Genomic DNA, 25,921 nt, shown 5'->3' with positions numbered 1-25,921 from the left:
ACGGCGGCGCGCTGCGCCGCCTGCTCGGGCTCAATCGGGCTCAGAGCGTCACGGCCAGCCGGAACAGATCGTCGATGTCGCCCGGCGCGAGGCCGAAGGCGGCGCCGATCTCGGCCACGAAGGGGTCGTCGCGGCGCCACACGGGGTTCGCGCTGAGGATGCGGGCGCGCTCGCGCGCCAGCGGGTCGGCCATGGCATCGATGGCGGCGAGGATCTGCGCCTCGGTGATGGGCGTCTCGCCGCCTTCGAGAAGCGCGAGCAAAGCCTGCGTGCGGGACACCTGCGCGGGCACGAGCGCGGCGGCGCGCTCGGCCTCCCATGCGGCCTGCTCGGCCTCGGAGAGGTCCGTCAGGACGCCATTGATGAGGGCCTGCATCAGAACTTCACCCCATAGGTGGTGATCCGGCCGGCATCGACGAAGCTGGAGCCGGCGAAGGCGATGCGGATGCGGTCCACGTCCGCGAAGCTGCGCTGCGCGAGCGCGTTGACGCTGTGGAGGCCTCGCTTGGTCCACTGAACCGTGCCGGACACGATGTCGGAAGCCGAATAGGCGCCGGCATCCGTGAGGGCATCGCGGGAGGTGGAGGGAGACCGCAGCGTGACATTGATGGCGGCCGTCGTGGCGCCGAAGCGCGAGACCCCTTCCAGCACCGTCACCGCATAGCAATAGGTCGCGAAATCAACCGCCTGCTCGACATAGCTCACATTGCTGGTGACCACGTCGTCATGCAGCTTCACAACGGTCGGGCCGGAGGGGTTGACCTCCACCCACGCACCCCAGGTGCCGTTTAGCAAGGACCGCACATATTCGCGGCCATCGTTGAAGCTGATGGCCCGCTGCGTGCGCCAGTCCCCGGGATTGGCGCTGTGGGCCTGGCAATGCACCCAGAACCAGCCGGCGCCGGGGCCGTTGACGGGGTTCGCGACGTCATACCAGCCGCTGTTCGCCAAGGCGTTGAGATCGGCCGCGGCGCCGAGAGCGAATGATTTCTGGAACCGCAGCGTCTCGAACTGCGGGCTGCCGCCGGAGAGCGGCGCCTTCTGCGCCACGATCGCCGTGAGCGCGTCGAGCGCCGCCGTGGACGCCGCCGCGAGCGTGGTGCGCGCCGCCGCCACGTCGGTCAGGTCGGAGAGATTGGCGGCCTTGGACAGCTTGCCGGCGATGGACGCCGTCAGCGTCGCCACGGCGCCGGCATTGTTGCCCAAAGCCGCGGCGAGTTCCGCGATGGTGTCGAGCGCGCCGGGCGCACCGCCCACCAGATCATCGATGGCAGCGCCGATCATGGTGCCGACGGACGCCGCGTCGGGCTTGGCGTTCCACGCCGCCCGCTCGGCCGGGGTGAGGAACAGGCGGGTGTCGGTCTCGCTCACCACGTCGGCGGAGATGCCCTCGGTGGCGAGGGTAGCGAGGATCCCGGCGATCTGCGCGGCGATCAATTCGGCCTGCGCCTTGAGACCGGCGAGCTCGGCCTGCTTGGCATGGGCATCGACGATGGCCGGGCCGATGGCCTCGTCGATCAAGGTGAGCGAGCGCTGCAGCGCCTGGTCGGCGACGCGGTCGAGCGCGCCGATGCGGCTCTGCATGTCCGCCAGCTCGCCGCCGAGATGGCGCACGAAGGCGTCCCATTTCTCCGGCGAGAGCGCGCGCATGCGCGCCGCCAGGAACCGGTCGATGGCGCCGGACATGTCAGCCGGCGATCCGCTCGAAGGCCGTGACCGCGCCGGGCGCGTCGGTGGCGATGCGCTGGATCACGTCGCCGCGCAGGCGCACCGCCGCGCCGGGCCGCACAAGGGTGCGGCCGACGGGCACTGCGCGCGAGAGCGTCACGTCATAGAGCGCCGCGGGATCGATGTCGGCGGGCGCGGCCGCGCGCGCGGGCGCCGCCTTGGGGCTACGGGGGGCCATGAGCGCTGCTCCTCAGCTCGGGAAGGCGATGTCGGTGGCCTCGGCCACGTGGAAGACGGAGAGCGCCGACGCCGTGGAGAGCGTGATCTTGCGCTTGTAGGTGTCGTCCGGCGTCAGGCCGGAGAAGGTGAAGGTGCGGCGCGTGGTTCCGCCCGGCAGCACCTTATCCACGGTCGCCGTGGGCGAGACCGGCGTGGCATAGCCGACGCCGGTGAGCAGCTGCGCGCCGCAATCGTGCACCGCGTCGTCGAAATGCTCCAGCAGCGCCACCACATGCACCTCGTCCACGTCGACGGGCGTCGCGCGCGCCTTCGAGATGTGCGTTCCGGTGGTGCGCGGGCGGGTGAGCGTGACCTTGGAGGGGCCGAGCCAGATGCCGGGCATCACGTCCGTGGTGCCCACCAGCACCATGCGCGCCTGCACCTGCGCCGGCAGGCCGTAGAGCGGATGGTTGCCGGCGCCCACCTCGCCGATCTGGTACCAGGTGCCCGAATGGCGCACCTCGAAGATGATGCCGGCGGGGTCGCGCGCCACCATGTCGAGGTTCATGTCCACGGCCTCGATGCCGCCGGAGAGGTTCCAGGGATCGAGCGCGATTTCGAGGCGCGGCGCGGTGAAGGACGCCATCAGCACCTGCATGCAGGCATCGCGCGTGATGTCGCCCTGGAACCAGGCGCCGTCGGTGGAGGCGAAGAACGAGCCCTGGCCGTACTTGTTGCCCTCGGTCATGGCGAGCCAGTGATTGCCGCCGGTGACCACGTGCACCGCCACGCGCTCGCCCGCCTCCACATAGGTGGGCGGCAGCGCGATGTCGGTGATCTCGGGATAGAGCTTGAGGCTCGCGCGCGGCACCAGAACGGTGGCGAGCGTGTTCTTGGGGTCCGGCGCCGCATTGGCGGTGCAGCGGGAAAGGATGATGCGCACGTCGCCGGCGCTGTCGAGGCGCGAGAAGCCGAGCCGCACCTTGGTCATCCAGCCCGCGCGCGGGGTGAGGAAGGTCTGCGCGTTCACCGTGCCCACATAGGAGGCGTCGGTGGTGACCGCGTCCCAATAGACCTCCTCGTAATCGTCCTTCCAGAAGCGCTCCACGCGCAGGAAGCCGAGCCGCAGCATGAATTCGTCGGGGGCGGACACCTCCCAGGTCTCGCCTGCGCGACGGAAGATGTGGGTGGCGGGATCGTAGCGGCCGGTGCGCCACCAGATGGAATTGATGGAGACGAGGAGGGACTGGCCCCAGCGGATGCGGGTGCGCGCCACCGTGCGCTGCGTGTATTCGGTGGTCTGCGAACCGGCATTGGAGAGCGCCACCTCGCTGTCCTTGCCGATGTTGGAGATCACCGGCACCTCGGCATAGGCCGGCAGCAGCAGGCCGCCGGGATGGATCACGAAGCGCGTGTCGGCGGGGTTGGCGAGCACCGGCGAGAAGGTGGCGGCGTTCTCGTCGGAGAAGCGCAGGCCCTCCTCCACCTTGGCCTGATAGGAGAGGTGCGCGGTGTCGCTGTCGTCCTCGGTGAGGAAGAAGTCGGTGACCGAGAAGGCCGCGTCGGGGGCGATGCCCTCGGCCTCGTTGAGGCGCGCGGTCTGCTCCAGCAGATAGGAGATGACGCCGCGGTCGGCCTTGCCGCGGCCCTCGGCCATGAGCTTGGCGACGTCGGACTTGAGGCCGTCGATCACCGGCGCGGTGCGCGCCTGCCACTCCTCCAGCAGCACCAGGCGGCCGTTGACCTCGATGAGCTGCGGCAGGCGGTTGGCCCTCACCTGGCTCACGCTCTCGATGCCGGTAGGGGTCAGCACCACATGGGCGATGATGGTGTGCTCGGCCGGAACGGCGGGCGGCGCCGGGTCCACCGCCGCAGCGCCGGCGATGGCGTTCACCTGCGCATAGCGGTTGGAGCGGGTGGCCGTGGGCTGGGCCTCGGTGGCGCGGGTCACCGGATTGGTGAGGAAGTCGCGCTCGGCCACCTGGTCGGAGACCTCCGAGCCGGTGAGCGAGAGCGCCACCACGCGCTTGAAGCCCGAGGCCGGCAGCGAGCCGAGCAGGTCCATCTCCACGCCGTCGTCGGTGCGGTTCACATACCAGCGGCCATCGCGGATGAGGAAGACGGGCGTGTCCACCAGCACCTTGGTGGTGGAGAGGATGGAGACGCCGCCGCCGCTATATTTCGCCGCCGAGCCGATGGCGTGCTCGGTCAGCGCGTCGAAGCTGGCGCGCGGATAGAGGCCCAGATTGTTGAAGTCCTCCGCCGTGACCTTCTGGCGGGAGGCGATCTTGACGGCGTCGAGCATGGGATGGCCTCAGTCGTAGATGGGCACGAGCGTGCCGAGGGTCAGACCGGCACCGAAGGCCGGCGCGTCCTGGAACTCGACCTCGCGCAGGGTGCGGGTGGTGAAGCGCAGGTCGTCGCGATGGGATTTCGCCACCGTGATGGCCTCGGCGATGCGGTCCATGGTGCCGAGGATGGGCAGCGCGGCCATGTCGTCGGCGAAGGCGCCGCCGGCATAGGCCGAGAGCGGGGTGTCCTCGCCCGGCGCGCGGATGCGCAATTCGGCATAGAAAGGCGGCAGGTCCACCACCGTGAAGTCGGCGAAGGCGCCGTCGTCCTGGCCCGCCACCGCGCGGGTACGGGTGGGATCGAACAGGTGATAGCGGTCGAACAGGCGGAGCGCGGCGTCCTTGTGGTCGGCGAAGCCGAGATCCGCGAAGGCGTCGTCCGCATGGATCACGTCGAGGCCCGCGATGCCGCCGGTGGAGACGCGCTCCGGCACCACCGAGATGAGGTCGAGCGGCACGCCGTCGGCGATCACCACCGGCTGCGGCGAGAGCGGGACGAAGGTGCGGTCGGCGGCAATGGTGAGCAGCCGCGAGGTGATGCTCGCGGCGCTGGCGAAGGCGGCGTCCGCCGCCGCGTCGCCGGCAAAGGCGCCGCCGTCGTCCTCGCCGGGGATCACAACGCCGACCAAGTCGGCATTGATGGCGTCGGCGCCGGCCCAGGTGACCGGCAAGAGGCTCACGGGTGTCACCGTGCCGCCGTCATGGATCTCGCCGCGCCGGCCATAGCGTTCATGGGCGGTCGAGACCGTGGCGATGCCGTCATCGGCAAAGCCGTCGTCGGCATAGAGGTCGGCATCGGCGGTGCCGGGCTCGGAGCGCAGATAGATGCGCAGCTCCGGAAACAGCGCCACGAAGGCGGCGCGCTCTTCCGGCGTGCGATCGGGCGCCGCGAAGGCGCCCACCGGCGGGATCACAAAAGACTGGATCTGCGCATCCACCAACGAGAGCGTCAGTTCCATTGCGCGCAGCGTGCCGAGGCTGGCGCAGATTTCCGGCGCGAGGCGGGCGGCGGCGCGCTTTTTGTGCTCGGGCCAGTCGCGCACCCAGAGCTTGAGCCCGCGCTCCCAGGCGAGGAAGGGCACGAAGTCCGCCGGTGCATCGGCCGGGCGCTTCACGGCGTCGATGGGCACCGGCACGTCGGAGAGGCGCGCGGCCGCCTGCGAGAGCGTCGCCTCGAGGCTGGTGGTGGAGCGCGGCGGCAGGAGGTGGGGCACGCTCATGCCGGGATCGCCTGCCCCGGCTGCACCACCTCGATCTCGATGGCGCTCACATGCACCGCGCCGAACGCGCCGGGGTCGAGATCGGCGGCGGGCTCCAGCACCGTGACCTTCTCCACGTCGCCCACTCGGGCGGCAACGATGATCGCGTCGGTGCGCAGCACGCGGCCGATGGCGTGGATGGTCGACGCGAGCGCGGCGAGGTTCGCGCGCGCCCGCATTTCCACGACGTCCGGGTCCGGCCCGCGCGGGATGTCGAGGCGCACCCGCATTGCCTGCGGCACGATGGTGGCGGAACGCACGCGCACGTCGTCGGTGAGCGGGCGGCGGGTCTTCGGCGAGAGCGCCTCATAGACCGCGACGATCGCCGCGTCGCTGGCGGTGCCGTCGCCGGTGCGGCCGAGCAGCACCACGTCCACCCGGCCCGGCGCCACGTTCAGCGCCGCGGCATCCTTGACCGAGGGGTCGGAGGAGAGCGCCCAGTATTCATAGGCGCCCTGCGCCCCGGCCGTGGACCAGGCGTCGAGGGCGAGATGGATGCGGCGGCGATAGGGCTCGTCCGCCTCCATGACGGCGGGCGCGGACGAAGTAGCGGGAGTGAGTTCCAGGCGCTGCGTGAGCACGGCGGCGCCCAGATGGTCGAGGTCGGCGCCGGTGGCGAGCGCCAGCATGACGGCGCGGGCCTTGTCGTTGACGAGCCCGCGCAGCTTGGTCTCGCGATCGGCCGCCACCTCCAGGATGATGACGATGGGGTCGGTCTCAAGCTCGAGGATGTCGAGCTCCGGCAGTTCCGGCCGCAGGACGCGCAGCGCGTCCCAGCGCGCGCGCACATCGGCCTTCATGGCGGCCAGCACCTGCTCGTAGTCGAGCGCCTCGATGGCGTCCGGCGGCGGCAGGCGGGAGAGGTCGGCGGCGATGAAGCGCATCAGGACCCCGTGACGGTGATGGTGCCGGCGGCCGCCTCGCCCGCGATGGTGCGCCGGCCGGCGGGCGTGGTGTCGCCCAGATGGCCGCGCGGCAGATAGACGGCGTCGATCTCGAAGCGGCCGGTGCCTTCGCGCACCTCGTCGGCGGTGCCGGCGAAGCGGATGCGGGCGATGCGCAGCCGGGGCTCCCACAGGTCCAGCGCCGTCCAGATGGCGGTGAAGAAGCGCAGGACGCTCCGCTCGACCGCCAGTTCGCCGAGCAGCGCCGGCACGAAGGAGCCGAACCAGCGCCGGCCCATGCGCTCGCCGAAGCCGGTGAGCAGGATCTTCTCCACGCTCTGGAGCACATGCGCCCAGCCGGACAGCAGCTTGCCCGTGCGCGCGTCGATGCCGGCCATTTTCGTCTCCCGACGCGCCCGCGCGCCGCCGGCCAACCCGCGCGGGCGCGTCGGGGGCGGCTGCGCCGCGGGTGAAAACTAGAAACCGTAGACGTTCTGGGCGGGCGTGAAGTCTTCCAGCAGCACGCGCTTGGCGGCGTCGGGCTTGCCGAGGCGGGTCTCGCCGTCGGTGCGCACGATGCCCTTGAGGGTGTGCGCGCCGGCGTCATAAGCGAGGCCATCGCCGGAGAAGGTGATGCGCGTGGCGCCGAAGCGGAACACGCGCTCGTCCGCCGAGGCGGAGGGCGGCGGCAGATCGTCCGAGAAGCCGAAAGGCAGGATCAGCGACTGGCCGAGCACGCCCGTGGGCGAGAACAGCAGCACCTGCTGGCCCGCCTCCGGCACAGTCCAGTCCTGCGCGCTGGCGCCGGCGATGGCCGACCAGGGCCGCCAGGGCGAGAGGAAGTCCTCGCCCGAGGCGTCGGAGAGCTTCACCCGGGCGCGGTATTCCCCCGCTTTGACCTCCGAAACCGTGCCGGGCCGGAACATGTTGGCCTGGCGGTGCCGCAGCACGGCCACCTCGCCGCGCAACAAAGCGATCTCCTGCGCCAGAGCGCGGACGATGTCCTCCATGGCTCACTCCCGCCCGTCGTCGGGCGCCACCACGCCGCCCACCGCGATGCGGGTCAGCGTGACCGGCGCGCCGGCCTCATTGGCGGCGAGCGGCGAGAGGCCGAGCGCCTTGGCGCCGGCCGCATCGAGGAAGAGCCGCGCCTGCTCGCGGAAGGCGGCGCCGGGGCCGCTGCCGGCGAGGAAGGCGGAAAGGAGCGGATGGATCGCCCCATACTCAGGATCGCCCTCGATCAGATCGAGGAAGCGCTCCAGCCAGTCGCACGGCTCGCCGCGGACGGGATCGAGCAGCGTGTCGGCGGTCAGAAGGATCTGGCGCGCCGCGAGCCGCTGGCCCGCCGCGCCGACGCCGCGGATTGAGGAATAGTCCGAGCCGGGCGAATTGACCGCATCGCCGCCGCACAGGGTGCGGAACAGGTCCGCCGCCGCGCTGTCGGGACGCGCGAGGGCGTCGAGCGTCTCGCGCTCGAACAGGTCGAGCATCAGATCGAGGTCGGCGTCGGTCTCGGCGAAGCCGATGACGATCTCGTCGGTCTCCTCGTCCGGGCGCGGCTTGGCGGTGAGCGCCAGCTCCAGCACCAGGCTGGTCTGCTGCATCTGCGCGCCGCGCTTGCGCTCGGTGGACTCCGTCGACACGGTGATGACCGGCGCGCGGTCCTCCTCCACGAGGGCGTCGAGCTGGGAGAGCGCGCTGTCGCGCACGCGCTCCTGCGCCATGGTGGCATCGCGCAGGGCGATGACGGCGCAGATGCGGAGCGCCATGCGGGCAAGGCTCACGACCGGACGCTCACGGCAGTTCGCTCTCCAGGATCAGGATGAGGCGGGTCGGGTCGTCCCGGTCCACCCGCGCGATGGCGAAGACGGGCACGCCCGGCCGATCGAGCAGGCTGACGCGGTCGCCGCGGCGCACCTCCAGCGCGCCGATGACGGCGCGGGTGAGCGACACCTGCCGGGCGACGGCGGCGGCAATGGTGCCGACGCGGTCCTCGCGGGCAGTGCCGCGGGCATCGAGCGGCCGCACCGTCTCCGGCGCCTCGCCGACGGGCGCGATGCCCTCCCACGCCGCGCGGGCGGGGTCTTGGGACGGGCGGCCGTTGGGGCTGCCCGCCATGGGCGTGATGCGCACGCGCTCGCCGAACGTGCCGTCGAACGCGGAATCGGCCGCGGCGAGCGCGGCCGCGAAGGGCGAGGGCATCAGCCCTCCACCGTGCCCTTGCGCAGCGCGGACGGCATGGTGCAGACGAACAGCGGCCGGGCATAGGCCTCCACGTCCGCCCACATGTTCCGGTCCTTGTCGCGCACGATCATGGAGTAGAACTCCTTGCCGACCGTGTTCACCAGGTCGAACGTCTCCAGCGGCGAGTTGGTCTGCTGGAAGATGCCGGCGCCGATGGGGAAGAAGCTCGCCTCGTCGGCAGCCACGCCCACCTCGCCGTCGTCGGAGCCGCGGTAATTGTGCCAGGTGACGTTGCCATAGCGGAACGTCTCCCAGGCGCCGCCATGGCCCTCGCGCAGCTGGTTGGCCGCCTGCTGGTTCTCGTAGGTGCGGATGACCTCGGAGTGGTTGACGAACTCGTCCCAGAAGTCGTCGCCCACGATGGCGTGGATGGTGATGCCGGCGCCGGTGCCGCCCACGCCCTTGAGGTTCTTCACCATGGTGCGGCGCAGGTCGTTGCACTTCTTGCGGATGATGCCGGTCTCGGGGGCGGCGGCGGTGAGGTCGAAGTTGATCGCCTCGGGAATGGCCTGGCCGAACTCGGTCGACCAATTGTAGAGCACCGAACCGTCGGCATCGAGCATCTTGGCCTGGCAGATGACACCGAGCCGGTAGTGCTCATAGGTGAAGTCGGCATCGGCCTTGAGGGACGACTGGCGCTGGACGACCTCGGCCTCCACCTGGGCGAGCTCGGTCTCGGTGCCGAAGGCGCGGATGCCCTGCACCTCGCTGGCGTTGATGCGCCGGCCCTTGCCGAAGCGCGCGGTCGTGTAGGAGCGCACCCCACGGCGCTCGCGCGGCGCGGCGGCCTCCGGCGCGGTACCCGGTTCGGAGGTGTGGATCAGCGCCGGCGCGTTGGAACGCTCCTCGATGAAAACGGTCTCGGTGCGCACGCCGGTCTTGGTGAAGATGCCGAGTTCGCCGAGATAATTGGGGGCGTAATCCACCTTCTCGATGGCGCCGATCATGGACACCAGCGAGAAGGCGTCGTCGTTGAAGATGTCCATGCTGGCCATGGAAGGGTCTCCGAAAGAAAAGGCCGCCCGAAGGCGGCCGCGATGGTTGAGGGGAGAGCGCGATCAGCGCGTGGTGATGCCGGCGTCGATCAGCTGGACGATGGCGAGCGCCTTCTCCTCCGGCGTGATGCCGGCCTTAAAGGTGAGGTCCCCCGCCCGCCAGGTGCAGTGGCGCACGAGCAGCAGGATCGCCGCGGTGCCGTCCGCGGGCGCCGAGGCCTTGTCGTAGGCGACGGCGCGGGCCACCTGCGATCCGTCGGTGGCGTCGGGGTCCCAGGCGCGCCACTGGCCGAAATTGGCGGGCGGGGCGATGGCCACATGGATCTGTGCCTGCTCGCCCGGCAGGAAGTCCGTGGCGCCGTCGGCGAGGGTGAACTTCACCGCGCCGTCGAAGGCGACGCCCACGGTGCCGCGGCCGACCACGATGCCGTCGGGATCCTCCACCACGAAGGTGCCCGCGTCGGCCGCGGGCTCGACGAACACCACGCGGTAGGTGCCGGCCTTCACGCCGGCGCCGTGCGCGGGATTGGCGAGGGTGAGGACGCCCTTGTTGGCGCCTGCCACGTCGGTCTTGGTGACAGTGACGGCACCGCCGCCGGAGATGCGGCCGAGCACGCCGGCCACATCCACCTCCTCGCTCATCGCAAGCACGCCGGCCTCGCGGGAATAGTAGTTCTCGGCCTCGTAGAGGAGGCCCTCGCCGGCATGCCGGCCCTCGATCAGGTGAGCCATGGTTCAGTCCCTTGTTCCGGGCCCGCGGCCCGCCGATGGGGTGAATGGGATCAGCGCCGCTTGAATGCGGCGTTGAAGCGGTCGACGGCGCTGTCCAGCGAGCGCGGCTTGCCGTCCTCGCTTTTGGTCTCGCCCTTCGCGTCGCCGCCGATGACGACCTTGGGGGCGCTCTCGCGCAGGGCGCCGAGGCCGTCCGCGGCGGGCGCGGCCTTGGGCGCCTTGGCGAGCATGGCGGTCGCCGCCTCGGCGCTCATGTCGGTCTTGAAGGCGAGGTGCTTGGCGAGGTCCTCGCGGCCCGCCGCCTCCGCATGGTCGAGGATGGCCGAGATGCGCTCCCGCTCGGTCTTGGCGGGGGCATTGTCGTTGGCGGGCGCGGCGGGGGCCGTCCCGGTCTGGGTCTCGTTGGGCATGGGAGGCTCCGAAATGGCGGCGGGCTGCGCCGGGGTCTTGCGCCGCGCCATGGCGGCGTTGAGCGGGACGCCCCATTCGCCCACCGGGCGCGGGGCCTTCAGCTTGCGGGCGGAAGCCACGAGGGGCTTGGGCGCATGGGCATAGAGGCGATAGTCGAAGGCGCTCGCCTTGGCCGCCTTCTCCGCGCCGGCGGCCGTGGCGAAGCCCTTCTCGACGGCCTCAGTGCCGTCCATCCAGGTCTCCGCGTCCATGAGGCCGCTGATTTCGGACAGATCGAGGCCGGTGCGGGCGGCATAGACGGCGGCGAGCTGGCCATCGAGCTTGCCGAGCAGGGCCGCCGACTTCTCGTGCTCCTCCGCCGTGCCCCAGGTGATGGTGGAGGCGTCGTGGATCATCATCAGCGCGCCGGTGCGCATGACGATGTCGTCGCCGCCCATGGCGATGACGGAGGCGGCGGAGGCCGCGATGCCGTCGATCACCACCGTCACCTTCGAGGTGCGGGCGTGCAGCGCGTTGTAGATGGCGATGCCGTCCCAGGCGATGCCGCCGCCGGAATTGAGGCGGACGGTGATGTCGCCCTCCATCTCGGCGAGGGCCTGGAGCACTTCGGTGGCGGTGAAGCCACCGTCGTCCCACCAAGAGCCGCCGACCGGGCCGTAGAGCATCAGCTCGCCGTCGACGATGAGGTCAGAGGCCATTGCGCACATCCTCGTTCTGTTCGTCCGGCCCGCCGGCGGAGGCGGGCACCGCCGCGGGGTTGAGCAGCGCGCCTTCGGGCAGGCCGTAGGACGCCTCCAGCTCGCGCACGCGCTTCAATTCCCGCGCGCGCTGCTCGAGGTTCTCCTCCCAATCGAGGCCCTGCTCGGCGGCCTCGCGCTCCAAAGTGGAGATGCCGAGGCGCACGCGCAGGTCCGCCGCCTGCGCCTCCTTCAGCGGGTCCACCCAGCCGCGGCCCGGCATGCGCCAGCGGGCGCGGGTCCAGGCGGCGCGGGCCTCCTCGAAGGACGGCGAGGTGCGCGGCAGGACGATGCGACGGCGCGCCACCGCCTCCTCGAACCAGCGCACATAGATGGGCTGGACGAACTGGTGGGCGAAGTGGCCGGCGCGGGCGGTGAAGCCGCGCCACACCTCCAGCAGCGCGGCGCGAGCCGAGGAATAATTGACCTGGCCCCAATCCGCCGAGAGCTGCTCGTAGGTGATGCCGAGCGCGGAGGCGATGTTGCGCAGCGAGGCGCGGGTGAAGCTCTCGAACACCGAGTTCGGATGGTGCGGGTTGGAGAGCTTGATCTCCTCGCCCGGCGCCAGGAAGTTGATGGCGGCGCCCGGCAGCGTCATGGGCGGCGCCTCGGCCCAATGCTTCTCGCGCGCCGCGCTCATGGCGTCGAGGATGTCCTCGGTCTTCGAGCCGCCCGCCATGGCCTCGGCCATAGCGTCGGGATCGTAGGGCGTGGTGACGAAGGCCGCGAGCACGGCATTGATGACCGCCGCCTGCAGTTCCGCCTCGTCGTAGCGGCCGAGCATGCGCAGCTTCTTGACCACGCTGGCGAGCGCCGGCACGCCGCGAATCTGGCCGGCGCGGGTGGGCTCGAAGGCGTGCACCACGAGGCGGCGGCCGCCCATGAAGCGCGGCACGCGCAAATGCTCGGCATCGCGCCAGGTGAAGGCCTCGCCCGGATGGGCCCGGCGGATGTGATAGGCGAGCGGCTCGGTGCTGGGGCCGAGCTCAATGCCCTGGCGGAAGCGGTCGGTCTCGGGCGCCGCCTGCGGCTGGGACAACCGGTCGGGGTCCACCACCTGGATCGCGGTCGCCCAGGGGCCGCCGCGCTCGTCGAAGGAGATGACGGCGAGCGCCTCGCCATCCATGGCGCGGTGCCGGTAGGCGAGCGCCAGCAGGCCGCCGAAGCCGTTGCGCATCTCCGCGTCGCACCAGCAATCGGGATCGGTGGCCCAATCCTCGAACTCGGCCTCGATCTGCGCGGCGATGTCGGTGGCGGCGGCATCGTCCAGCTTGAGGCGGCGCCGGTTGAGCAGCGCATTGAGGCCCCAGCCGCCGCCGATGACGTTGTCCACCAGCCGGTCGAGCCCGGCGGAAGCCCAGCCATCGTTGCGCGCCAGATCGTGGATGCGCGAGGTGAGCAGGTTGCGGTCGGGCGAGAGCGCTGACTGCGCCGAGAAGGCGCGCGGCAGCCAGGACGCGAGATCCTGATGGGTGCGCGAGGCGCCCTGATAGCCGGCATCGGCGCGCGGAATGGCACGCTCACCCGCCCCGGGCGCGCCGGGTTGGCCGGCGGCGGCGCGCCCGGGGCGGAAGAATTCAGCCAGGGCGCTGCGCAGGCCCATCAGAAGAACACCAGGCGGCGGCGGGCGCGGCGGGGGCCGCCGGAAAGCTGCCCCTTCAGCTCGGCAATGCGGCGGCGCAGGGCGATCTTGTCCACCTCACTGTTCTCGATCTCGCGCTCGCCCATGCGGATCTTGCGGGCGCGGGCGCCGCTCTCCGCCTCCACGAGGATGCCCTCGAGGCGCGCGATCTCTGCGGCGATCTCGGAGGGGGTCATGGGGTGCTACCTCGTTTGGCTCATGGCGCGGCGCAACGCGGCGCCGAGGGCGGAAGTCTTCGCCCGCGCCGGCCGGGCCGGACTGGCGGGTGCAGGTGCGGGTGTCGGAACCGATGCGGGCGTCAGCCCGCCCCGCGCCGGAGACGACGGGTTGGACGGCGGCGGCGTCTCCGGCGCGGTGAACAAATCAGCTTGCGCCTGCGCAAGCTGATGTCGCTCCATGAGGAGCGCGCCCCATTGGGCGCGGGTGACGTTTTCCAGCCCGAGGCCGCCGCGCGGCACGCCGAGCGCCAGCGCGCGCGCATAGACCGCGAGGTCGAGGCCCTCGTTGCGGATGCCGCGGCGGGGCACCCACACATCCTCGGTGCGGCCGTCGCGCCGTTCGCGGGCCACCAGCACCTCGCCGAGCAGCTGGTCGGCCATGCCGAGATCGACGATCTCGCGCGGCAAATGGATGGCCGAGCCGCGCGGCTGGCGCTGGGCGAAGGCCGAGAGCGCGCCGGCGAGCCAGAGCTTGAGGTCGTGCGAGCCGACCGGATAGAGATCCACCCGGAACTTGATGCGCCCGTAGGCGTCTTTGGCCGCGGCCTTGGTGGGCGTGCCGAGCGGCAGCGCCTTGCGCACGTCGCCGGCCTTGGGCGGGCGGCCGTCGAGGGCGCGCACGTCCGGCTTGCCGCGGGCGAGCTTGTAGATCTCGTAGGTGCCGAAGCCGGTATCGAGGCCGACGCGATCGGCCCGGTAGGCGCCGCCGCCGGCATAGGGCCACTCGCGCTCGAACAGCGCCTCGAGCGCCAGGCCGAGCTCGGCATCGCCGGGCCGGCCGGGGCAGGTGCCGTGCTCCACCAGCCACTGGTCGACGCCGTCGCCCGCGACGGAGGGGCCGAAGGCGTAGAGCGCCCATTCCGCCCAGGTAGAGTTGAAGTCCACCGCCAGCACCGTGCGGCCGGCGCGGATGGGAACGATGCCGCGGGGATAGTCCTCCGTGGCGGCGACCAATTCCTGCGCCGTGACCTCGGACAGCTCCTCCTCGTAGGGCAGACCGAGGGTGAGGTTGAAGAAGGTCTTCAGCTTCGCCGAATCGTCGCCGGCCTCGACGAAGCGCTTGGCGATCACGTCCCACGGCACGAAGGGCGAGGACATGCCGCCGAAATGATAGGACGGATGCCGGCCCGGGCCGGGCTCGGTGGCGATCCAGCGGCCCTTGCGCACCAGCGCGTTCTTCTCGTGGGCGCCGATGATGCGGTCGCAGCAGGGCGCGAGATAGTGCGCCTCATAGGGATAGGCGCGGTTGAAGCGGAAGCGCGGGCCGTGCTCGAACACGAACTCGGTGCCGCAGCCAGGGCACGGCACGTGCCATTTGCGCTGGTCGCCGCGGGCGTGGGACGCCTCGATGCGCGAGCCATTCTTGATGGTCGGGGTCGAAATCTTGACCCGCTTCCACTCGCCCGATTCCAAAAACGATTCCTGGCGGGCGGTCGCCATGTCCACCGGGTCGCCCTGCCCGTTCACGTCGTTCGGGTATTCGTCGACCTCGTCGAGGAACACCTTCTGCTTGGTCTTCGAGCGCAGGTCCGAGGTGGACGTGGCGATGGCCAGCGTCAGCGTGTAGGCGCCGAACTTCTTGGCGTAGGTGGTGGAGCCGGCGCCCGAGCGGGACGTCTGCGGCTTCACCTTGGCGGCGAGCGCCTCGGTGGCCTCGATCATGGGGCCGAGCTTGAGGCCGTTGAAATCGGTAAGCGCGCCGTCGGTGGGCTGGACCAGCAGCGTGTCGGACGGCTCGCGGTCGATGGTGTGGCCGACGGCGGCGAGGAGCAGCGTGGTGAAGCCGGTCTGGGCCGACTTCATGACGTCGATCTCGTTGACCGGCGAGGTGAGCGCGCACATGTCGAGCGGCTCGCGGATATAGGGCGTCAGCTCAGGGTCCCAGGCCTCCAGCTTGCGTGGGCCGTCCGGGACGATGAGGTGCTCGGCCGCCCACTGCGACGGCGCGATGGGCGGCGCGAGGCGCAGCGCCCTGCCCCAGGCCCGCGCCACCACCTCACCGAGGGTGCTGGCGAAGGCGAAGCTCATGACGGTTCGTCGGTTGGCGCGAGGTCCGGGTCGGGGTCCGGGTTCGGGTTCGGGTCGAAGTCCTCGATGGGGCGGCGCGGCTCGGCGGAGAGCGCGGCAGCGAGTTCCGCCAGCGCCCGGGCCGCGTCGTTGCGCAGGGTGGCGACGAGGCCCTTGAGATAGGTGCGCACGCCCTGCTGGCCGCTCTCATTGTGGGCGGAGACGATCGCCTCGGCGTGCGAGGGCAGCCGGTCGAGCGCCTTGACGATGGGCTCGACGAGGCGGGCGGCCTCTTCCTCCACGCGGTCCACCGGCACGAGGCGGCGGGTGCGCTCGCCGAGATCGAGGCGGGCGATGTCGGCCTGGTAGGCGACGCGGCGGGCCTGTTCGCGCGAGAGCACCGGGTCGGAGCTTGCCGCCTCGCCGCGATTGGCGGCGGCGGTGTGGGCGGCCAGCTCCTTCGTGGCGTCGAGATGCTCGCCGGCGACGCGCTCATAGGCGGCGACGTTGATCAGCTTCGCGCCGCGCGGGCCGGGGCGGGTCGAGAGCAGGCCCTCGGCCTCGAAGCGGGCGATGCGGCGGGACATGGCCGCCTTGTCGATGGACTTCTGCCGGGCGAGTTCCGAGACGGCGACCCAAAGGCCGTCGGCGGCGGCACCGTTGTTGTCCGTTGTCGCCACCGTTGTCACCGTTGACCCAGGTTTCAGAAGGTCCGGCTAGCGTTTTTCCGGGCTGCGGCGGCCGCGTGGGGGGCTGGCCCCGGGGGGAAGGACCCGTGGTATACCAGAGACCACCCCGCCCTCAGGGCATCAGGCGCCCGACGCGGCGGGGCAGGATGGCGGCGACCTCGGCCGCGCCCGTGCGCTCGAACGTCTCGGCCGACTGGTCCTTGATGAGTTCCTTCGGCATGCTCGGCCCGAACAGCCGGCGCACGGGGAAGCGGGCCGAGCCGAGGCGCGCGCGATACCCACCGTTCGCGAACGAGCGCTTGAACGTGCGCGCGGAATTCCACGGCGCCGCAGCGACACCCCTGCGGGTGACCCTCAGCCCCTTGAACTCCTCGATCGGCAGGCCCTTTCCCTTGGCCTCGATGCGATATTCGAGCACGGCTGGCAGGATGTAGGAGCGCGTCGCCGCGACGATGGTGCCGTACTTCTTCGCCGCCGTCTGGCGCCACAGCGCGCGCCGCACCGCAGTGCGGGTCTTGTCGCCGGCCTGGCCGAGCGTCTCGATCATGGCCCGCTGAACGGCAGGGCTCACAAGCCTGCGCGCGCCGACCAGGAAGCGCTGCGTGCCCGAGCCGTCATAGCTGACGACGAATGCGGCCACGGCGACCTCCAAAGAAAAACCCCGGCCGCGTCTCCGCTCCGGGGTACTTTTCGTCTGTGGCAAGTGATGCACCAAATTTGCGTCGAAAGTCAAGCGGCATCTCGCCCCTTGCTTTTCCGCTTCGCGCGACTCGTGCGGCCGCCCTCGGCCGGCACGAGCAGAGACGGCAAGATTCGCCCCCGCTGCGCCTCGCCCTCCCATGGCCGCACCGCGCGGCTGGAGGGCAGCAGCGCGTGGTCGCGCAGGCGCGGGGCGAGCGCATCGACCAGCAGCGCCAAGGCTGCGTGCCACAGCTCGTATTCGGCGCGCGCCACCACCACGTCCACCGGATCAGGCTCCAGCACCGTCTTCTGGTAGGCGTCCGGGTGCGGCATGCGGCGCTTGTAGTCGAAGCCATCCACCTCGATCTCATAGCGCGTCGGCGCGAACGCCCCGTCCGAGATATGCACGATCTTGCGGAACCATGCCGGGCTGCGCCCCATGGGCCGCATCACCACCTTGCGCTCCGGCACGTCGGCCTCCCAGGCCGGGCAGCCGCCGAGCAGCGCGTGGCGGATGACGAGGCGCGCAGGCGAGCGGCGCATCACCGGCCGCGCCGTCACCGTCTCGCCCGCCTCCAACCCACCATAGGACGGCACCACCTGGCCGCGCCCGTCGCGCATCTCCACCGTCACCAGCAGATCAAGGCCGCGGGCGATGGACGCCTGGCCGTCGGCGCCGAGGTCGCCCAGGTCCGCCAGCGGGTTCCACCCTTCCGGCAGATCGAGCACGAGCGCCGCGAGGCCCTCCACCGCATCGTAGACCGCCAGCGCATCCGGATGCGGCTCGCGCCACAGCCGCGCCACCTGCTCGGGGAACATGCCGAACGCGTTGACGATGTCCGGCTCCTGCACCACGGCCAGCAGCTCGCCGCTGCGCGAGATCGCCTCCCAGCCCGAGCGGAACGCGGCAGCCGGCGGCCCCTGGAGCGGCAGCCGCGGCAGTTCATCCCGATAGGCCCAGCGCACCAGGGCCTCGATATCCATGCTCTTCATCGCCCGCTCCCGCTTTGCGAGGGTTGCGAGGGTTCGGCGCCGCGGCTCCCAAACCCTCGCAATCCGGTTTCCTTCACCTTTTCAATCTCTTGTGCCTTCCTCTGCGAGGGTTGCGAGGGTTGCGAGGGTTTATAGGAATACATGAGACGTCTTTTCCCCCATGCCCCCGCCGTTTCATGCACACACGTGCGGAAAACCCTCGCAACCCTCGCACCCCGCCCGTCAAGCCGTTGACATGGCACCGTAATCTCCTCCGCGAGGGTTTCGGCAAACCCTCGCAAAACCCTCGCAACCCTCGCAGCCGCGCCACGCGAGGGTTGGCTCAGTCGTCTCCATAGGGCAGCGGGGGGCTGCGGGGCGGGGCGTCCGGGCGGGCGGGCACGTCATGCAGCCGGCAGTCGAGATAGCGCCGCACGCGCTCGCTGGTCTTGGTGAAGCCCTTGTGCGGCATGGCGCGGCCGAAGGCGGTCTCCTTCCACGGTCGCTTGGCGTTGGCGAGCGACCAAGACACATAGGCCTCATACATCTCGCGCGCCGTCACGCTGGCGTTCTGGCCCGGCTCGGTGCGCTCCACGCAATCGGCCACGAAGCCGCCGATGGGGTCCATCTCCTCGCGATAGGCCTGCGTCGCCGCCGTCACCTCGTCCGGCGCGATCAGCCCCTCGGCGAGATAAGCGAGCGTGCCGGCGATCAGCCAGTTGAGGATGCCCGATCGCTCGGCCGCGAAATCCGCCAGCACGTCCGCCATCTCGCGGCGGCGGCCCTCCGGAATGGTCACCTCCCACGGCACGAGGCGGATGCGCCGCCAGATGCCGTGGTCGACGCCCGAGATCTGCGGCAGGTCGTTGCCGCTCATCACCGCCTTGAACACGGGGATGAAGCGGAAGAATCCCTTGTTCAGGTGCCGCGCCTGGATCACGTCGCCGCCGATCAGTTGCTTGACGAGCGCCTCCTTCAGCGGCTCGCCGCGCGGCAGCTCGGAAACCTGCACCAGCCGCGCGCCGGGCAGCAGCGCGAGGTCGGGCGTCGCCTGGTCGCCGCGCCGCTGGCCCTGCCCGGTGATGCTCTCGGCCGGCAGTTCGCGAGCATAGGAGCCCATCAGGTCGCGGATGGCCGAGAGGAAGGTGGATTTGCCGTTCGCCCCGCCGCCATGGTGGAAGGCGAGCGCCTGCACCGTGCGGCCGGTCAGCCCCAGCCCGTGGAACACCTGCAGGAAGCGCCGCACCGGCTCCTTCGGCTGCGTCAGGCCCAGGAAGTCATCCCAGCGGGGGCAGTGAGCGGCGGGGTCGTAGCGCACCGGCATCACCTTGGTGATGAGGTCTTCGCGCCGGTGCGGGCGGAAGGTCACGGTACCGCGCCAACGCGTCACGTCCGGGTCGGGGCAGTCGGGATCGATCTCGCGGGCGAAGATGAGCACGCCATTCTCCACCGCCACCATCAGCGGGTCGGCGTCGAAATCCTCCACCGGCCGGGTCAGATGGGGCTCGGCCAGCGCCACCATGGCCTCCGCCCGGCTCTTGTTGCCGCTGGAGACGGCGAACTTGCGCCGGCCCGCGCGACGCTTCTCGAAGTCCTCGTCATTCTCCGAGAAGCCCGGCTTCATCTCCCGCGTCTCGAGGGCGATGCGCGGCGCCGTCCATTGCGCGCGCAGGGCCACCGCCTGGCGCCCTGTGTCGAGGTCCCAATGGGTGCCGGTCCACACCATCCAGCCCTGCTCGCGCGCCACCACCAGGTCGCCGCCGAAATGGGCGATCAGCCGGTGCGCGTTGCCGGTGTCGTTCTGCGCCTCGCCGGCGCAGCGCTTGAGCGCCTCCTCATTCACCGGCGGGCCGGGAATGGGCAGTGCCTCCTCGCCCGGATCCTCCACATCCTCCGGCAGGTCATCGTTCGCGGCGGGGGGCGGCAGCGCCGGCGGCGGCGCCGCAGCCCCCTCCCCGCGCACGAGCGCGGCGATGCGCTCCTCGGGCGTGAGGTCGGGCGGGGCGGCGGCCGGGGCCTTCTCGGCAGGTTCCGTCATCCGCGCCCCCTTGTGCTACCGCCGCCACCCTCTATAGTAGCAATCCTACAGCACCGCTCTCGCATAAGGTCACGGCCATCACCCCAGACGGCGCCCACGCTGCCATCGAATCCGCTTTGCGCCACCTGACCGGCGACATGCCGCCTGCCACGATCGAAGTCGTTCCGGACGACACCGACCCGCGCTTCAATTGGACCATTCGCCTCCACGGGGGCGGCACCGCCCTGGACGATGGGGCGGCCCTCACACACCACAAGGCCATCATGGAGGGTTTCGCGGCGGTGCGGGAGGCAAACCCGATCCTGGACTTCTCTTCCTGCCCCACGAACGCCGGCAGGCGAAAAGGGCGCATTCTTTCCGGCTAAGTTGAAACGACGGCGCGGATCTCGCGTTTTCTCCGGGCAAAGCAAATCGCTCGGAGGAAACACACCATGGGCACCCCCAACGACCCGAACCAGCGCGACGACAAGCACAACCGCCAGCAGGGCGGCGAGATGGACCAGGACAAGCAGCGCCAGCAGGAGCGCGAGCGCCAGCAGTCCCAGCAGGGCGGCGGCCGCCAGCAGCAGGGCGGACAGCCGGGCCAGCCCGGCCAGGGCCAGTACGGCAACACGGATGAGCGCAATCCGGATCGAAATCGGGACAATCCCGATCGTCGCTGATCCGGTCCACGCTCCGGAAAGCCCCGCCGGCCCCCGCCTGGCGGGGCTTTCTTTTTGAATCCATGACGGCGCCGTGGGGCGCCACCGTCGGCGCAAAGATGCCGCGGAACCGCGCGCTCTCAGGGGCGTTATCGCCTTTAGCCTCGTCTCGACAGGGGTAAGCATCGCCCGGCCTGGGCTTAGTCTCCTGAGGTCGGTGCTAAATGCGCCGGGAAGCCCCGCCGGCCCCCGCCTGGCGGGGCTTTCTGTTTGTGCCCTCACTCTGCCGCCTCCCTCAATTCCCTGGCCGCGCGGCACCTGGGCGCGGCGTCGGCCATCAGCGCGCTGACGCAGGCCTCGAGCGCATAGGGCGGGTCGGTCACGACGGCGTGGATGCTTGCGTCCGGCAACGTGCGCAGCACCTCGCGGCTGTCGCCGCAATAGAGCGCCACGCGCCCGGAAAGGAACAGTTCGGGCGCGCTCATGCCGCCCGCGCCTCGGCCTGCGCCTCGTTTGAATTCAGCGTGTTACACCCGATGTTTCCCGTGGAACCCGCCGGGCCCACGCGCGTGCCCGCCTCCGGCGCGGTGAAGTCGGTGGGGTGGCGGCCCATGAGAGCGCAGATGCGCAGGGTGCTCGTCACGTCCACCGGCTCCCCATGCTCGGCCCGGCACCAGGTGGCGAGCGAGACACCCGCCGCCTTCGCGGCATCCCGCATGCTGTGTCCGGCAGCCCCGCGATAGAGCGCCAGCGCCGCCGCGAAGAACCACCACAGGAAAGGCCCGCGCGCCGCGAGCGGGAGCCGCCCCGGCAGCGGCGCGGAGAGCGGGCGCAGCGTGACGGCATCGAGGCCCCGCACCGCGCAGGTGGCGAGCCAGCAATCGAGCCGCACCGGCCGACCGGCCCGCAGCGCCCCGAAGATGCGCCCGCCCGCCAGCGGCGCGATCTGCGCCATCGTCTTGATGCGGTCCATCTCCGCATGGGTGAGCGGCTGGGCGGAAAGGATGGCGCCGAGGCGCTCATGGATATTGCGCATGGCGGTGCTCCTTGCGGCCGCGGCGGCCAAATAACGTATCATGACATGATACGAAATTGTTGACGGACGTATCACGACGCGATACGTTCTTTTCAACGAAACGGGGCGGGCGATGATCAAGAGCTTCAAGGGCAAGACGGCCGAGGCGATCTTCAACGGGGTCAATCCCGGCAAGCGTTTCCCGGCCGATCTCGTCCGCGCCGCCCAGCGCAAGCTCGCCATGGTTCACGCCGCCCACGTGCTGACCGATCTGCGCGTGCCGCCCGGCAACATGCTGGAGGCCCTCAAGGGCGACCGCGCCGGCCAGCACTCCATCCGCATCAACGACCAGTGGCGCGTGTGCTTCGTGTGGGACGACGGTGCGCGCCACGTGGAAATCGTCGACTATCACTCCTGAGGAGGCCCCCCTATGGCGCACCCCCCCCTCCCCCCCGTCCATCCCGGGGAGATCCTGCGGGAGGAGTTCCTGCTCCCCCTCGACCTCACGCCCTACGCGCTGGCGAGTGCGCTCGGCGTGCCGCGCACGCGCATCGAGCGCCTCGCCCGCGAGGACACGGCCATGACGGCGGACACCGCCTTGCGCCTCGCGCGCTATTTCGGCACCAGCGCCGAGTTCTGGATGAACCTCCAGGCGCTCTATGATGTGCGGGAAGCGCAGGGCCGCCTCGCGGCCGAGATCGCCGCCATCACCCCGCGCGAGGAAGCCGCCTGACATCACGCGGCCTCCCCGATCTCGTCCAGCATGTCTCCGGTGCGCTCGGCCCGCGCCTCGTCCGGGCGCCGGGCGCGGCGCGCCACCTCGTGCGGCGGGCGCACGGGGCGCAGCGCCTGCGGCTCGTAGGCGAGCCGGCAGCAGGCGGGGCAATAGGAGCGGCCGGGTGCCGCCGGCGCTCCGCAGACCCGGAGCGCCAGCCCCTCCCCCGCCACCGGCCAGCGGCAGGCCTCGCGGCCAACGGCGGTGAAGAGCACGCCGCCGGCCGGGCCGGAGGGCGCTGCCTTCCCCGCCCCGTCATGCTCCGGCTTGACCGGAGCATCCACGCCACCTCCCAGCCTCGCGCCCCGCCGCCGAATGGGCCCTCCGGTCAAGCCGGAGGGCGACGGCGGGGAAGCGGCAGCGGTGCGCGCGAGGCCCGAACCGTCGTCATGCTCCGGCTTGACAGGAGCATCCAAGCGCGCCGGCGGGCGACGCGGCTGCCGAGGGGGGCGCGTCAACGACGGCACGGGCGGTCGCCGCACACCCACCACCTCGCACAGGCCGAGGCGATGGGCCCGCGCGATCACCGCATTGCGCGTCGTGCCCGCGCGCCCGGCCTCCAGCACCCGTTGCAGGATGACGCCATAGCTCAGGCGCTCGGCGCGGCCGGCGCGGATGATGTCGTCAAAGGCGCCCCAATCCGCCGGCGCCTCGGCCATCAGCCCAAGGGCGCGGGCGCGGGTGCGCACGCTTATGGGCGTGCGGTCGAACCCCAGCGCGCGCAGGCGGGCCGCGGTCTCGCCCCGCGACGTGCCCTTCTCGAAATCGGCGCGGATGATCTCGTCTTCCCGCGCGCTCCACGGGCCCTTGCCGTCGCGCCGAGGATAAAAGCGGGTCATGCCGCCACTCCCATTGGATGGCTCGCGCGCGCAGGCGGCGCGAGCATGTCGTTGAAGTCCTTGCCCGCCGGCGCCCAGATGGTGCGCACCAGGCGGCCGGGGGCGGCGTGGCGGGCCTCGGCGCGCCGCATCGCCATCTGCGTCAGGAACGGCTCTGAATCCCCGTCGCCGAGCAGCAGCAGCTCGCGCACGCTGTCCTCCACCGGCATGGCGAGGCTCTCGAAATCGGGCGTCGGGCCGGGCACGCGCACCGGCTGAAGGCGGCCTGCTTTGTCCGGGCGGCGCAGGGTCGGGTGGAAGATGGTCTCGATTGCCTTGCCGCCGAGATTGCCGAGGTCGACGCCAGCGGCAAACACGTCGCCGGGCTCGTCGGCGCCGAGACGCCGCAGCGCCGTCCACACCGAGAGCACGGTCTCGATGCCCTCGCCGGCCACCATCCGCGCCGGGCCGGCCTCTGCGGGTTGGCCGGCGGCGCAGAGGCCGGCCCGCACGAGCACGATCCGCCCGCCTTGCTTGGAACCGCGCGCCTTGCGCGCCGGCAGCAGCTCGCCGGTCTCGGGATCGGCCAGCACCGCCTTGCCGTCCGCCTGGCTCAGGTCGATCCAGGTCAGGTGCAGGCCACGGAAATGCCCGTCCGCGCCGGTGATGGCGGCGAGCATGGCCGGCCCGCGATGGATGATGCGCGGGCGCGTCTCGCCGCGCCCATCCTCCTCTCTGCCGTGGAAATAGGGCGCGGCGGGCAGGAAGCGCAGAGCCGTGCCGGGCGCCGGCGCGAGCCCGTTGCGCCGGTCGAGATAGGCCGCGACCATGGAGTGCTGCGGCATGGCCTGGCGCCACATGGCATAGAGCGCCCGGCGCTCCTTCTCGCGGAAGAAGGAGGCGGTTTTCTCGCTTCTCTCCTGCTCCGCCGTGCGCTGCGCCGCGCGGGCGGCGAGTTCCTCCGGCGGGAGGCGGTGCCCCTCCCCCTTCGGCGGCGGCTGGCCGGTCAGCGTCTCGCAGGCTGCGAGGAAATCCGCGCCGTCGAGGTGCATCACCAGGCCGATCACGTCGCCGCCGACGCCGCAGTGCCGGCAATTCCAAAGGTTCTTGCGCGTGTTGAGCCCGAACCGGTCGCTGCCGCCGCAGACCGGGCACGGCCCCACCATCTCGCCGCCCGCCTTGCGCAGCCGGATGCCGCGCCGCCCCACCTCCTGCACCACGGAGATGGCGCGGGCCTCGGCGACCCAATCGGCAAAGGCGAGGTCGCGGGTCATTCCGCGCCCCTGATCTTCAGCACCTGCCCGCCGAGGCTTCGGCGGCGGCCGTCCCACGCCTCGGGCGCGGGCGCCGGGTCGAGCGACGTGGGAAAGCCCTTGCGCGGGGCGGCATGGCCGCAATTGAGGCAGCGCACCTGCTTCGGCGTGGCGTCCACGCGCACGCTGCCGCATTGCGGGCAAATGTAGCGGGGGGAGCGCATCAGCCTGCCTCCCCCGCCGCGCCGCTCGTGTCCGGCGGCGGGGCGCCGTGGGCGCGCACCAGGGCCGCGAGCAAAGCGGCGCTGCCCTTGGCGGCGGCGCGGGCATGGTGCCGGTCTGCGCCCTCGACGGCGCCGGGCCGCGCCGCGCGCACCTCGATCGTGCGCCGGCTCGGCTCTCGCCGGCCGAGCTGGCGGTGCATGGGGGCGGAAACCTTGCCCATGGTTCAGCCCTCCCCGTCCGTCAGGCCGGCGAGGTTCAGCGCCGCTCGGGCCAGCGAATCTTGCAGGCGACGCTTGGCGCGGCGGATCTCCTCGCGCTCGCGCGGCGTCACCGTGCCATCGGCAAGCGCCGTGCCGTAGGCCTGCGAGACCGCGCCTGCGGCCGCAGTAATGTCGAGCATGTCGCGGGTGAGGCAGCCGCCGCCGTCACCCTCCTCGATCGGCACCAGCCGATGGCCGGTGAGCGCGGCGAGCGCGCGGGCGAACACCGGCTTCTGGGCGATGAATTCCAGGAGGAACACCACCTCCAGCGGCATCATGTCCTTGTGGGCATCGCCTCCCCAGCGGCTGATCTGGCCGGGCGAGTAGCCGGTGAGCTGCTCCACCCGCTGCGGCCCGGTGGAGCCGGGCACAACGGCAGCGGCCACGGCGGCGCGAGCGGTGCTCTTGATGAGGGGAATCAGCCCATCGGGCAAAGGGGTAGCGTCCACGAAAAAAGCTCCCGTGCTTTTTCGTTCCGAAAACGAGGTTGTGGTGCGAGGGTCTGCGCGTCAGGTCACGGCGGCGGGCGTTCCCTCCGCGGCACGATCGGGTCGGGATGCAAGATGGACGGGAGGTCGGGATGAATGAGCGACGAGGGTTGACGCCGGAGCAGGCCGCGTTCCGCAACTGCCTGCTCATTGTCATCGGCAAGATGGCGCGCCGCATCGCCACCAAGAGCCCCGGCGGACCTGCCTTCCTCAACTGGCTGTGCGTTCACGTCATCGCACAGGAAGCCAGCGTCCACGCGCCGGATGCCCCCATCCGGCAGGAGTTCCACGAGCTCACCGGGCGCATCATGGCCCAGACCGTCGAGCCAGGCCCGAACGGTGGCCGCGGGCAGCGTGGCTAGCGCGCGCACGGCGAGCGCCGCGTAGCAGTGCATGCGGTAGGCCATATCGTCGATGAGGCGGGGATCCACATGATCGAGCGCAACGGAAAGAGGCACCTCGACGACCAGGCTCCCCTCGCGCAATGTGAAGCACTTGCGATCGAGGCCGCCGAGGTGCGCGGTCAGCGCCTTGAGCGCCGCCTCGCGAGACGGCGGCCGGTCGAGCAGGTCCGCATACGCGCCCGGAGAGAACACGTTGCGCGCGACGCCGCCCCCCGCGTCATGCTCCGGCTTGACCGGAGGATCCACGGCGGTGCGCCAGAAATCGCGATCGAAAACATCCCACATGCTCATGCCG

At 71.2% G+C, this 25,921-nt stretch carries 32 protein-coding genes; 4 read left to right on the top strand and 28 right to left on the bottom strand.

What is annotated here, in order from left to right; translation table 11 throughout:
* Positions 1-40: 40 nt before the first annotated feature.
* From D9R14_RS05920 to D9R14_RS05825, 20 genes are all read right to left on the bottom strand, one after another.
* On the bottom strand, positions 41-376 hold the full coding sequence (locus tag D9R14_RS05920; protein WP_121622376.1) for a hypothetical protein: 336 nt from the start codon (positions 374-376) through the stop codon (positions 41-43).
* Positions 376-1,686: a pyocin knob domain-containing protein gene (locus D9R14_RS05915; RefSeq protein WP_121622375.1), complete on the bottom strand. Its 1,311-nt coding sequence runs from the start codon at positions 1,684-1,686 to the stop codon at positions 376-378. The genes D9R14_RS05920 and D9R14_RS05915 overlap by 1 nt, the downstream gene beginning before the upstream one ends.
* 1 nt (position 1,687) lies before the next feature.
* Positions 1,688-1,906 (bottom strand): hypothetical protein, encoded by a 219-nt coding sequence (locus tag D9R14_RS05910; protein ID WP_121622374.1) that lies wholly within the window; start codon positions 1,904-1,906, stop codon positions 1,688-1,690.
* A 12-nt stretch (positions 1,907-1,918) separates the two neighbouring features.
* Positions 1,919-4,192 (bottom strand): hypothetical protein, encoded by a 2,274-nt coding sequence (locus tag D9R14_RS05905; protein ID WP_121622373.1) that lies wholly within the window; start codon positions 4,190-4,192, stop codon positions 1,919-1,921.
* A 9-nt stretch (positions 4,193-4,201) separates the two neighbouring features.
* On the bottom strand, positions 4,202-5,458 hold the full coding sequence (locus tag D9R14_RS05900) for a phage tail protein I (protein ID WP_121622372.1): 1,257 nt from the start codon (positions 5,456-5,458) through the stop codon (positions 4,202-4,204).
* On the bottom strand, positions 5,455-6,381 hold the full coding sequence (locus D9R14_RS05895) for a baseplate assembly protein (RefSeq protein WP_121622371.1): 927 nt from the start codon (positions 6,379-6,381) through the stop codon (positions 5,455-5,457). The genes D9R14_RS05900 and D9R14_RS05895 overlap by 4 nt, the downstream gene beginning before the upstream one ends.
* Positions 6,381-6,779, bottom strand: a complete 399-nt coding sequence (locus tag D9R14_RS05890; protein WP_121622370.1) for a GPW/gp25 family protein — start codon at positions 6,777-6,779, stop codon at positions 6,381-6,383. Before D9R14_RS05890 ends, D9R14_RS05895 begins: the two co-directional genes overlap by 1 nt.
* Before the next feature lie 78 nt (positions 6,780-6,857).
* Positions 6,858-7,391: a phage baseplate assembly protein V gene (locus D9R14_RS05885; protein ID WP_121622369.1), complete on the bottom strand. Its 534-nt coding sequence runs from the start codon at positions 7,389-7,391 to the stop codon at positions 6,858-6,860.
* A gap of 3 nt (positions 7,392-7,394) precedes the next feature.
* Positions 7,395-8,150 carry a hypothetical protein gene (locus tag D9R14_RS05880; protein ID WP_121622368.1) on the bottom strand — a complete coding sequence of 252 codons (756 nt, stop codon included), beginning with the start codon at positions 8,148-8,150 and terminating at the stop codon, positions 7,395-7,397.
* Between the two features lie 25 nt (positions 8,151-8,175).
* Complete coding sequence (locus D9R14_RS05875) at positions 8,176-8,583, bottom strand: hypothetical protein (protein ID WP_121622367.1); 408 nt, start codon at positions 8,581-8,583, stop codon at positions 8,176-8,178.
* On the bottom strand, positions 8,583-9,620 hold the full coding sequence (locus D9R14_RS05870; protein WP_121622366.1) for a major capsid protein: 1,038 nt from the start codon (positions 9,618-9,620) through the stop codon (positions 8,583-8,585). Before D9R14_RS05870 ends, D9R14_RS05875 begins: the two co-directional genes overlap by 1 nt.
* 63 nt (positions 9,621-9,683) lie before the next feature.
* Positions 9,684-10,352, bottom strand: coding sequence for a head decoration protein (locus D9R14_RS05865; protein ID WP_121622365.1), 669 nt, complete (start codon positions 10,350-10,352; stop codon positions 9,684-9,686).
* 50 nt (positions 10,353-10,402) lie between these two features.
* Positions 10,403-11,461, bottom strand: coding sequence for a head maturation protease, ClpP-related (locus D9R14_RS05860; RefSeq protein ID WP_170168517.1), 1,059 nt, complete (start codon positions 11,459-11,461; stop codon positions 10,403-10,405).
* Positions 11,451-13,103: a phage portal protein gene (locus D9R14_RS05855; RefSeq protein ID WP_121622363.1), complete on the bottom strand. Its 1,653-nt coding sequence runs from the start codon at positions 13,101-13,103 to the stop codon at positions 11,451-11,453. Before D9R14_RS05855 ends, D9R14_RS05860 begins: the two co-directional genes overlap by 11 nt.
* A complete protein-coding gene (locus tag D9R14_RS05850; protein WP_121622362.1) occupies positions 13,103-13,318 on the bottom strand; it encodes a hypothetical protein in 216 nt (71 codons plus the stop codon). Before D9R14_RS05850 ends, D9R14_RS05855 begins: the two co-directional genes overlap by 1 nt.
* 6 nt (positions 13,319-13,324) lie before the next feature.
* Positions 13,325-15,388, bottom strand: coding sequence for a terminase gpA endonuclease subunit (locus tag D9R14_RS05845; RefSeq protein WP_121622361.1), 2,064 nt, complete (start codon positions 15,386-15,388; stop codon positions 13,325-13,327).
* A complete protein-coding gene (locus D9R14_RS05840) occupies positions 15,385-16,047 on the bottom strand; it encodes a DUF1441 family protein (RefSeq protein WP_147452962.1) in 663 nt (220 codons plus the stop codon). The genes D9R14_RS05845 and D9R14_RS05840 overlap by 4 nt, the downstream gene beginning before the upstream one ends.
* Positions 16,048-16,168: 121 nt before the next feature.
* Positions 16,169-16,696: a hypothetical protein gene (locus tag D9R14_RS05835; protein ID WP_245420578.1), complete on the bottom strand. Its 528-nt coding sequence runs from the start codon at positions 16,694-16,696 to the stop codon at positions 16,169-16,171.
* 89 nt (positions 16,697-16,785) lie between these two features.
* A complete protein-coding gene (locus D9R14_RS05830) occupies positions 16,786-17,730 on the bottom strand; it encodes a hypothetical protein (RefSeq protein WP_121622359.1) in 945 nt (314 codons plus the stop codon).
* A 322-nt stretch (positions 17,731-18,052) separates the two neighbouring features.
* Positions 18,053-19,747: a DNA primase family protein gene (locus D9R14_RS05825; protein ID WP_121622358.1), complete on the bottom strand. Its 1,695-nt coding sequence runs from the start codon at positions 19,745-19,747 to the stop codon at positions 18,053-18,055.
* Positions 19,748-19,863: 116 nt separating this feature from the next.
* Here D9R14_RS05825 and D9R14_RS23045 point away from each other — a divergent pair, with 116 nt between their 5' ends.
* On the top strand, positions 19,864-20,112 hold the full coding sequence (locus D9R14_RS23045) for a hypothetical protein (RefSeq protein WP_170168489.1): 249 nt from the start codon (positions 19,864-19,866) through the stop codon (positions 20,110-20,112).
* A gap of 66 nt (positions 20,113-20,178) precedes the next feature.
* Positions 20,179-20,409 (top strand): hypothetical protein, encoded by a 231-nt coding sequence (locus D9R14_RS23040; protein ID WP_170168488.1) that lies wholly within the window; start codon positions 20,179-20,181, stop codon positions 20,407-20,409.
* Between the two features lie 257 nt (positions 20,410-20,666).
* Here D9R14_RS23040 and D9R14_RS05815 read toward each other — a convergent pair whose 3' ends face one another.
* Complete coding sequence (locus D9R14_RS05815; RefSeq protein WP_121622356.1) at positions 20,667-20,873, bottom strand: site-specific DNA-methyltransferase; 207 nt, start codon at positions 20,871-20,873, stop codon at positions 20,667-20,669.
* A complete protein-coding gene (locus tag D9R14_RS05810; RefSeq protein WP_170168516.1) occupies positions 20,870-21,424 on the bottom strand; it encodes a helix-turn-helix domain-containing protein in 555 nt (184 codons plus the stop codon). Before D9R14_RS05810 ends, D9R14_RS05815 begins: the two co-directional genes overlap by 4 nt.
* A 112-nt stretch (positions 21,425-21,536) precedes the next feature.
* Between D9R14_RS05810 and D9R14_RS05805 the strand changes: the two genes are divergently transcribed.
* Positions 21,537-21,821 carry a type II toxin-antitoxin system RelE/ParE family toxin gene (locus D9R14_RS05805; protein WP_121622355.1) on the top strand — a complete coding sequence of 95 codons (285 nt, stop codon included), beginning with the start codon at positions 21,537-21,539 and terminating at the stop codon, positions 21,819-21,821.
* Positions 21,822-21,833: 12 nt separating this feature from the next.
* The gene (locus tag D9R14_RS05800; protein WP_121622354.1) at positions 21,834-22,136 is read left to right on the top strand and encodes a HigA family addiction module antitoxin; all 303 of its coding nucleotides are present in this window, start codon (positions 21,834-21,836) and stop codon (positions 22,134-22,136) included.
* A gap of 2 nt (positions 22,137-22,138) precedes the next feature.
* Here D9R14_RS05800 and D9R14_RS05795 read toward each other — a convergent pair whose 3' ends face one another.
* The 6 genes from D9R14_RS05795 to D9R14_RS05770 all read right to left on the bottom strand — a co-directional run bounded on the left by D9R14_RS05795 (position 22,139) and on the right by D9R14_RS05770 (position 25,917).
* Positions 22,139-23,017, bottom strand: coding sequence for a GcrA family cell cycle regulator (locus tag D9R14_RS05795; protein ID WP_121622353.1), 879 nt, complete (start codon positions 23,015-23,017; stop codon positions 22,139-22,141).
* Complete coding sequence (locus tag D9R14_RS05790) at positions 23,014-24,270, bottom strand: DUF7146 domain-containing protein (RefSeq protein ID WP_121622352.1); 1,257 nt, start codon at positions 24,268-24,270, stop codon at positions 23,014-23,016. Before D9R14_RS05790 ends, D9R14_RS05795 begins: the two co-directional genes overlap by 4 nt.
* On the bottom strand, positions 24,267-24,473 hold the full coding sequence (locus D9R14_RS05785; RefSeq protein ID WP_121622351.1) for a hypothetical protein: 207 nt from the start codon (positions 24,471-24,473) through the stop codon (positions 24,267-24,269). Before D9R14_RS05785 ends, D9R14_RS05790 begins: the two co-directional genes overlap by 4 nt.
* Complete coding sequence (locus D9R14_RS05780) at positions 24,473-24,694, bottom strand: hypothetical protein (RefSeq protein WP_121622350.1); 222 nt, start codon at positions 24,692-24,694, stop codon at positions 24,473-24,475. Before D9R14_RS05780 ends, D9R14_RS05785 begins: the two co-directional genes overlap by 1 nt.
* A 3-nt stretch (positions 24,695-24,697) precedes the next feature.
* Positions 24,698-25,183, bottom strand: coding sequence for a phage regulatory CII family protein (locus D9R14_RS05775; protein WP_147452960.1), 486 nt, complete (start codon positions 25,181-25,183; stop codon positions 24,698-24,700).
* Positions 25,184-25,248: 65 nt separating this feature from the next.
* The gene (locus D9R14_RS05770) at positions 25,249-25,917 is read right to left on the bottom strand and encodes a hypothetical protein (RefSeq protein ID WP_121622348.1); all 669 of its coding nucleotides are present in this window, start codon (positions 25,915-25,917) and stop codon (positions 25,249-25,251) included.
* Between the last annotated feature and the right edge of the window lie 4 nt (positions 25,918-25,921).

This window comes from Xanthobacter tagetidis (genome assembly GCF_003667445.1).
Taxonomy (GTDB): Bacteria; Pseudomonadota; Alphaproteobacteria; order Rhizobiales; family Xanthobacteraceae; genus Xanthobacter; species Xanthobacter tagetidis.
The sequence above is the reverse complement of the archived record's forward strand: the minus strand, read 5'-3'. Positions and strand labels throughout refer to the sequence as shown.

Excerpts from the sequence above, each read along its gene's own strand:
- D9R14_RS05920 (WP_121622376.1), bottom strand. The coding sequence starts at position 376 with ATGCAGGCCCTCATCAATGGCGTCCTGACGGACCTCTCCGAGGCCGAG.
- D9R14_RS05915 (WP_121622375.1), bottom strand. The coding sequence starts at position 1,686 with ATGTCCGGCGCCATCGACCGGTTCCTGGCGGCGCGCATGCGCGCGCTC.
- D9R14_RS05910 (WP_121622374.1), bottom strand. The coding sequence starts at position 1,906 with ATGGCCCCCCGTAGCCCCAAGGCGGCGCCCGCGCGCGCGGCCGCGCCC.
- D9R14_RS05905 (WP_121622373.1), bottom strand. The coding sequence starts at position 4,192 with ATGCTCGACGCCGTCAAGATCGCCTCCCGCCAGAAGGTCACGGCGGAG.
- D9R14_RS05900 (WP_121622372.1), bottom strand. The coding sequence starts at position 5,458 with ATGAGCGTGCCCCACCTCCTGCCGCCGCGCTCCACCACCAGCCTCGAG.
- D9R14_RS05895 (WP_121622371.1), bottom strand. The coding sequence starts at position 6,381 with ATGCGCTTCATCGCCGCCGACCTCTCCCGCCTGCCGCCGCCGGACGCC.
- D9R14_RS05890 (WP_121622370.1), bottom strand. The coding sequence starts at position 6,779 with ATGGCCGGCATCGACGCGCGCACGGGCAAGCTGCTGTCCGGCTGGGCG.
- D9R14_RS05885 (WP_121622369.1), bottom strand. The coding sequence starts at position 7,391 with ATGGAGGACATCGTCCGCGCTCTGGCGCAGGAGATCGCTTTGTTGCGC.
- D9R14_RS05880 (WP_121622368.1), bottom strand. The coding sequence starts at position 8,150 with ATGGCGCTCCGCATCTGCGCCGTCATCGCCCTGCGCGATGCCACCATG.
- D9R14_RS05875 (WP_121622367.1), bottom strand. The coding sequence starts at position 8,583 with ATGCCCTCGCCCTTCGCGGCCGCGCTCGCCGCGGCCGATTCCGCGTTC.
- D9R14_RS05870 (WP_121622366.1), bottom strand. The coding sequence starts at position 9,620 with ATGGCCAGCATGGACATCTTCAACGACGACGCCTTCTCGCTGGTGTCC.
- D9R14_RS05865 (WP_121622365.1), bottom strand. The coding sequence starts at position 10,352 with ATGGCTCACCTGATCGAGGGCCGGCATGCCGGCGAGGGCCTCCTCTAC.
- D9R14_RS05860 (WP_170168517.1), bottom strand. The coding sequence starts at position 11,461 with ATGGCCTCTGACCTCATCGTCGACGGCGAGCTGATGCTCTACGGCCCG.
- D9R14_RS05855 (WP_121622363.1), bottom strand. The coding sequence starts at position 13,103 with ATGGGCCTGCGCAGCGCCCTGGCTGAATTCTTCCGCCCCGGGCGCGCC.
- D9R14_RS05850 (WP_121622362.1), bottom strand. The coding sequence starts at position 13,318 with ATGACCCCCTCCGAGATCGCCGCAGAGATCGCGCGCCTCGAGGGCATC.
- D9R14_RS05845 (WP_121622361.1), bottom strand. The coding sequence starts at position 15,388 with ATGAGCTTCGCCTTCGCCAGCACCCTCGGTGAGGTGGTGGCGCGGGCC.
- D9R14_RS05830 (WP_121622359.1), bottom strand. The coding sequence starts at position 17,730 with ATGAAGAGCATGGATATCGAGGCCCTGGTGCGCTGGGCCTATCGGGAT.
- D9R14_RS05825 (WP_121622358.1), bottom strand. The coding sequence starts at position 19,747 with ATGACGGAACCTGCCGAGAAGGCCCCGGCCGCCGCCCCGCCCGACCTC.
- D9R14_RS23040 (WP_170168488.1), top strand. The coding sequence starts at position 20,179 with ATGGGCACCCCCAACGACCCGAACCAGCGCGACGACAAGCACAACCGC.
- D9R14_RS05815 (WP_121622356.1), bottom strand. The coding sequence starts at position 20,873 with ATGAGCGCGCCCGAACTGTTCCTTTCCGGGCGCGTGGCGCTCTATTGC.
- D9R14_RS05810 (WP_170168516.1), bottom strand. The coding sequence starts at position 21,424 with ATGCGCAATATCCATGAGCGCCTCGGCGCCATCCTTTCCGCCCAGCCG.
- D9R14_RS05805 (WP_121622355.1), top strand. The coding sequence starts at position 21,537 with ATGATCAAGAGCTTCAAGGGCAAGACGGCCGAGGCGATCTTCAACGGG.
- D9R14_RS05800 (WP_121622354.1), top strand. The coding sequence starts at position 21,834 with ATGGCGCACCCCCCCCTCCCCCCCGTCCATCCCGGGGAGATCCTGCGG.
- D9R14_RS05795 (WP_121622353.1), bottom strand. The coding sequence starts at position 23,017 with ATGACCCGCTTTTATCCTCGGCGCGACGGCAAGGGCCCGTGGAGCGCG.
- D9R14_RS05790 (WP_121622352.1), bottom strand. The coding sequence starts at position 24,270 with ATGACCCGCGACCTCGCCTTTGCCGATTGGGTCGCCGAGGCCCGCGCC.
- D9R14_RS05785 (WP_121622351.1), bottom strand. The coding sequence starts at position 24,473 with ATGCGCTCCCCCCGCTACATTTGCCCGCAATGCGGCAGCGTGCGCGTG.
- D9R14_RS05780 (WP_121622350.1), bottom strand. The coding sequence starts at position 24,694 with ATGGGCAAGGTTTCCGCCCCCATGCACCGCCAGCTCGGCCGGCGAGAG.
- D9R14_RS05770 (WP_121622348.1), bottom strand. The coding sequence starts at position 25,917 with ATGAGCATGTGGGATGTTTTCGATCGCGATTTCTGGCGCACCGCCGTG.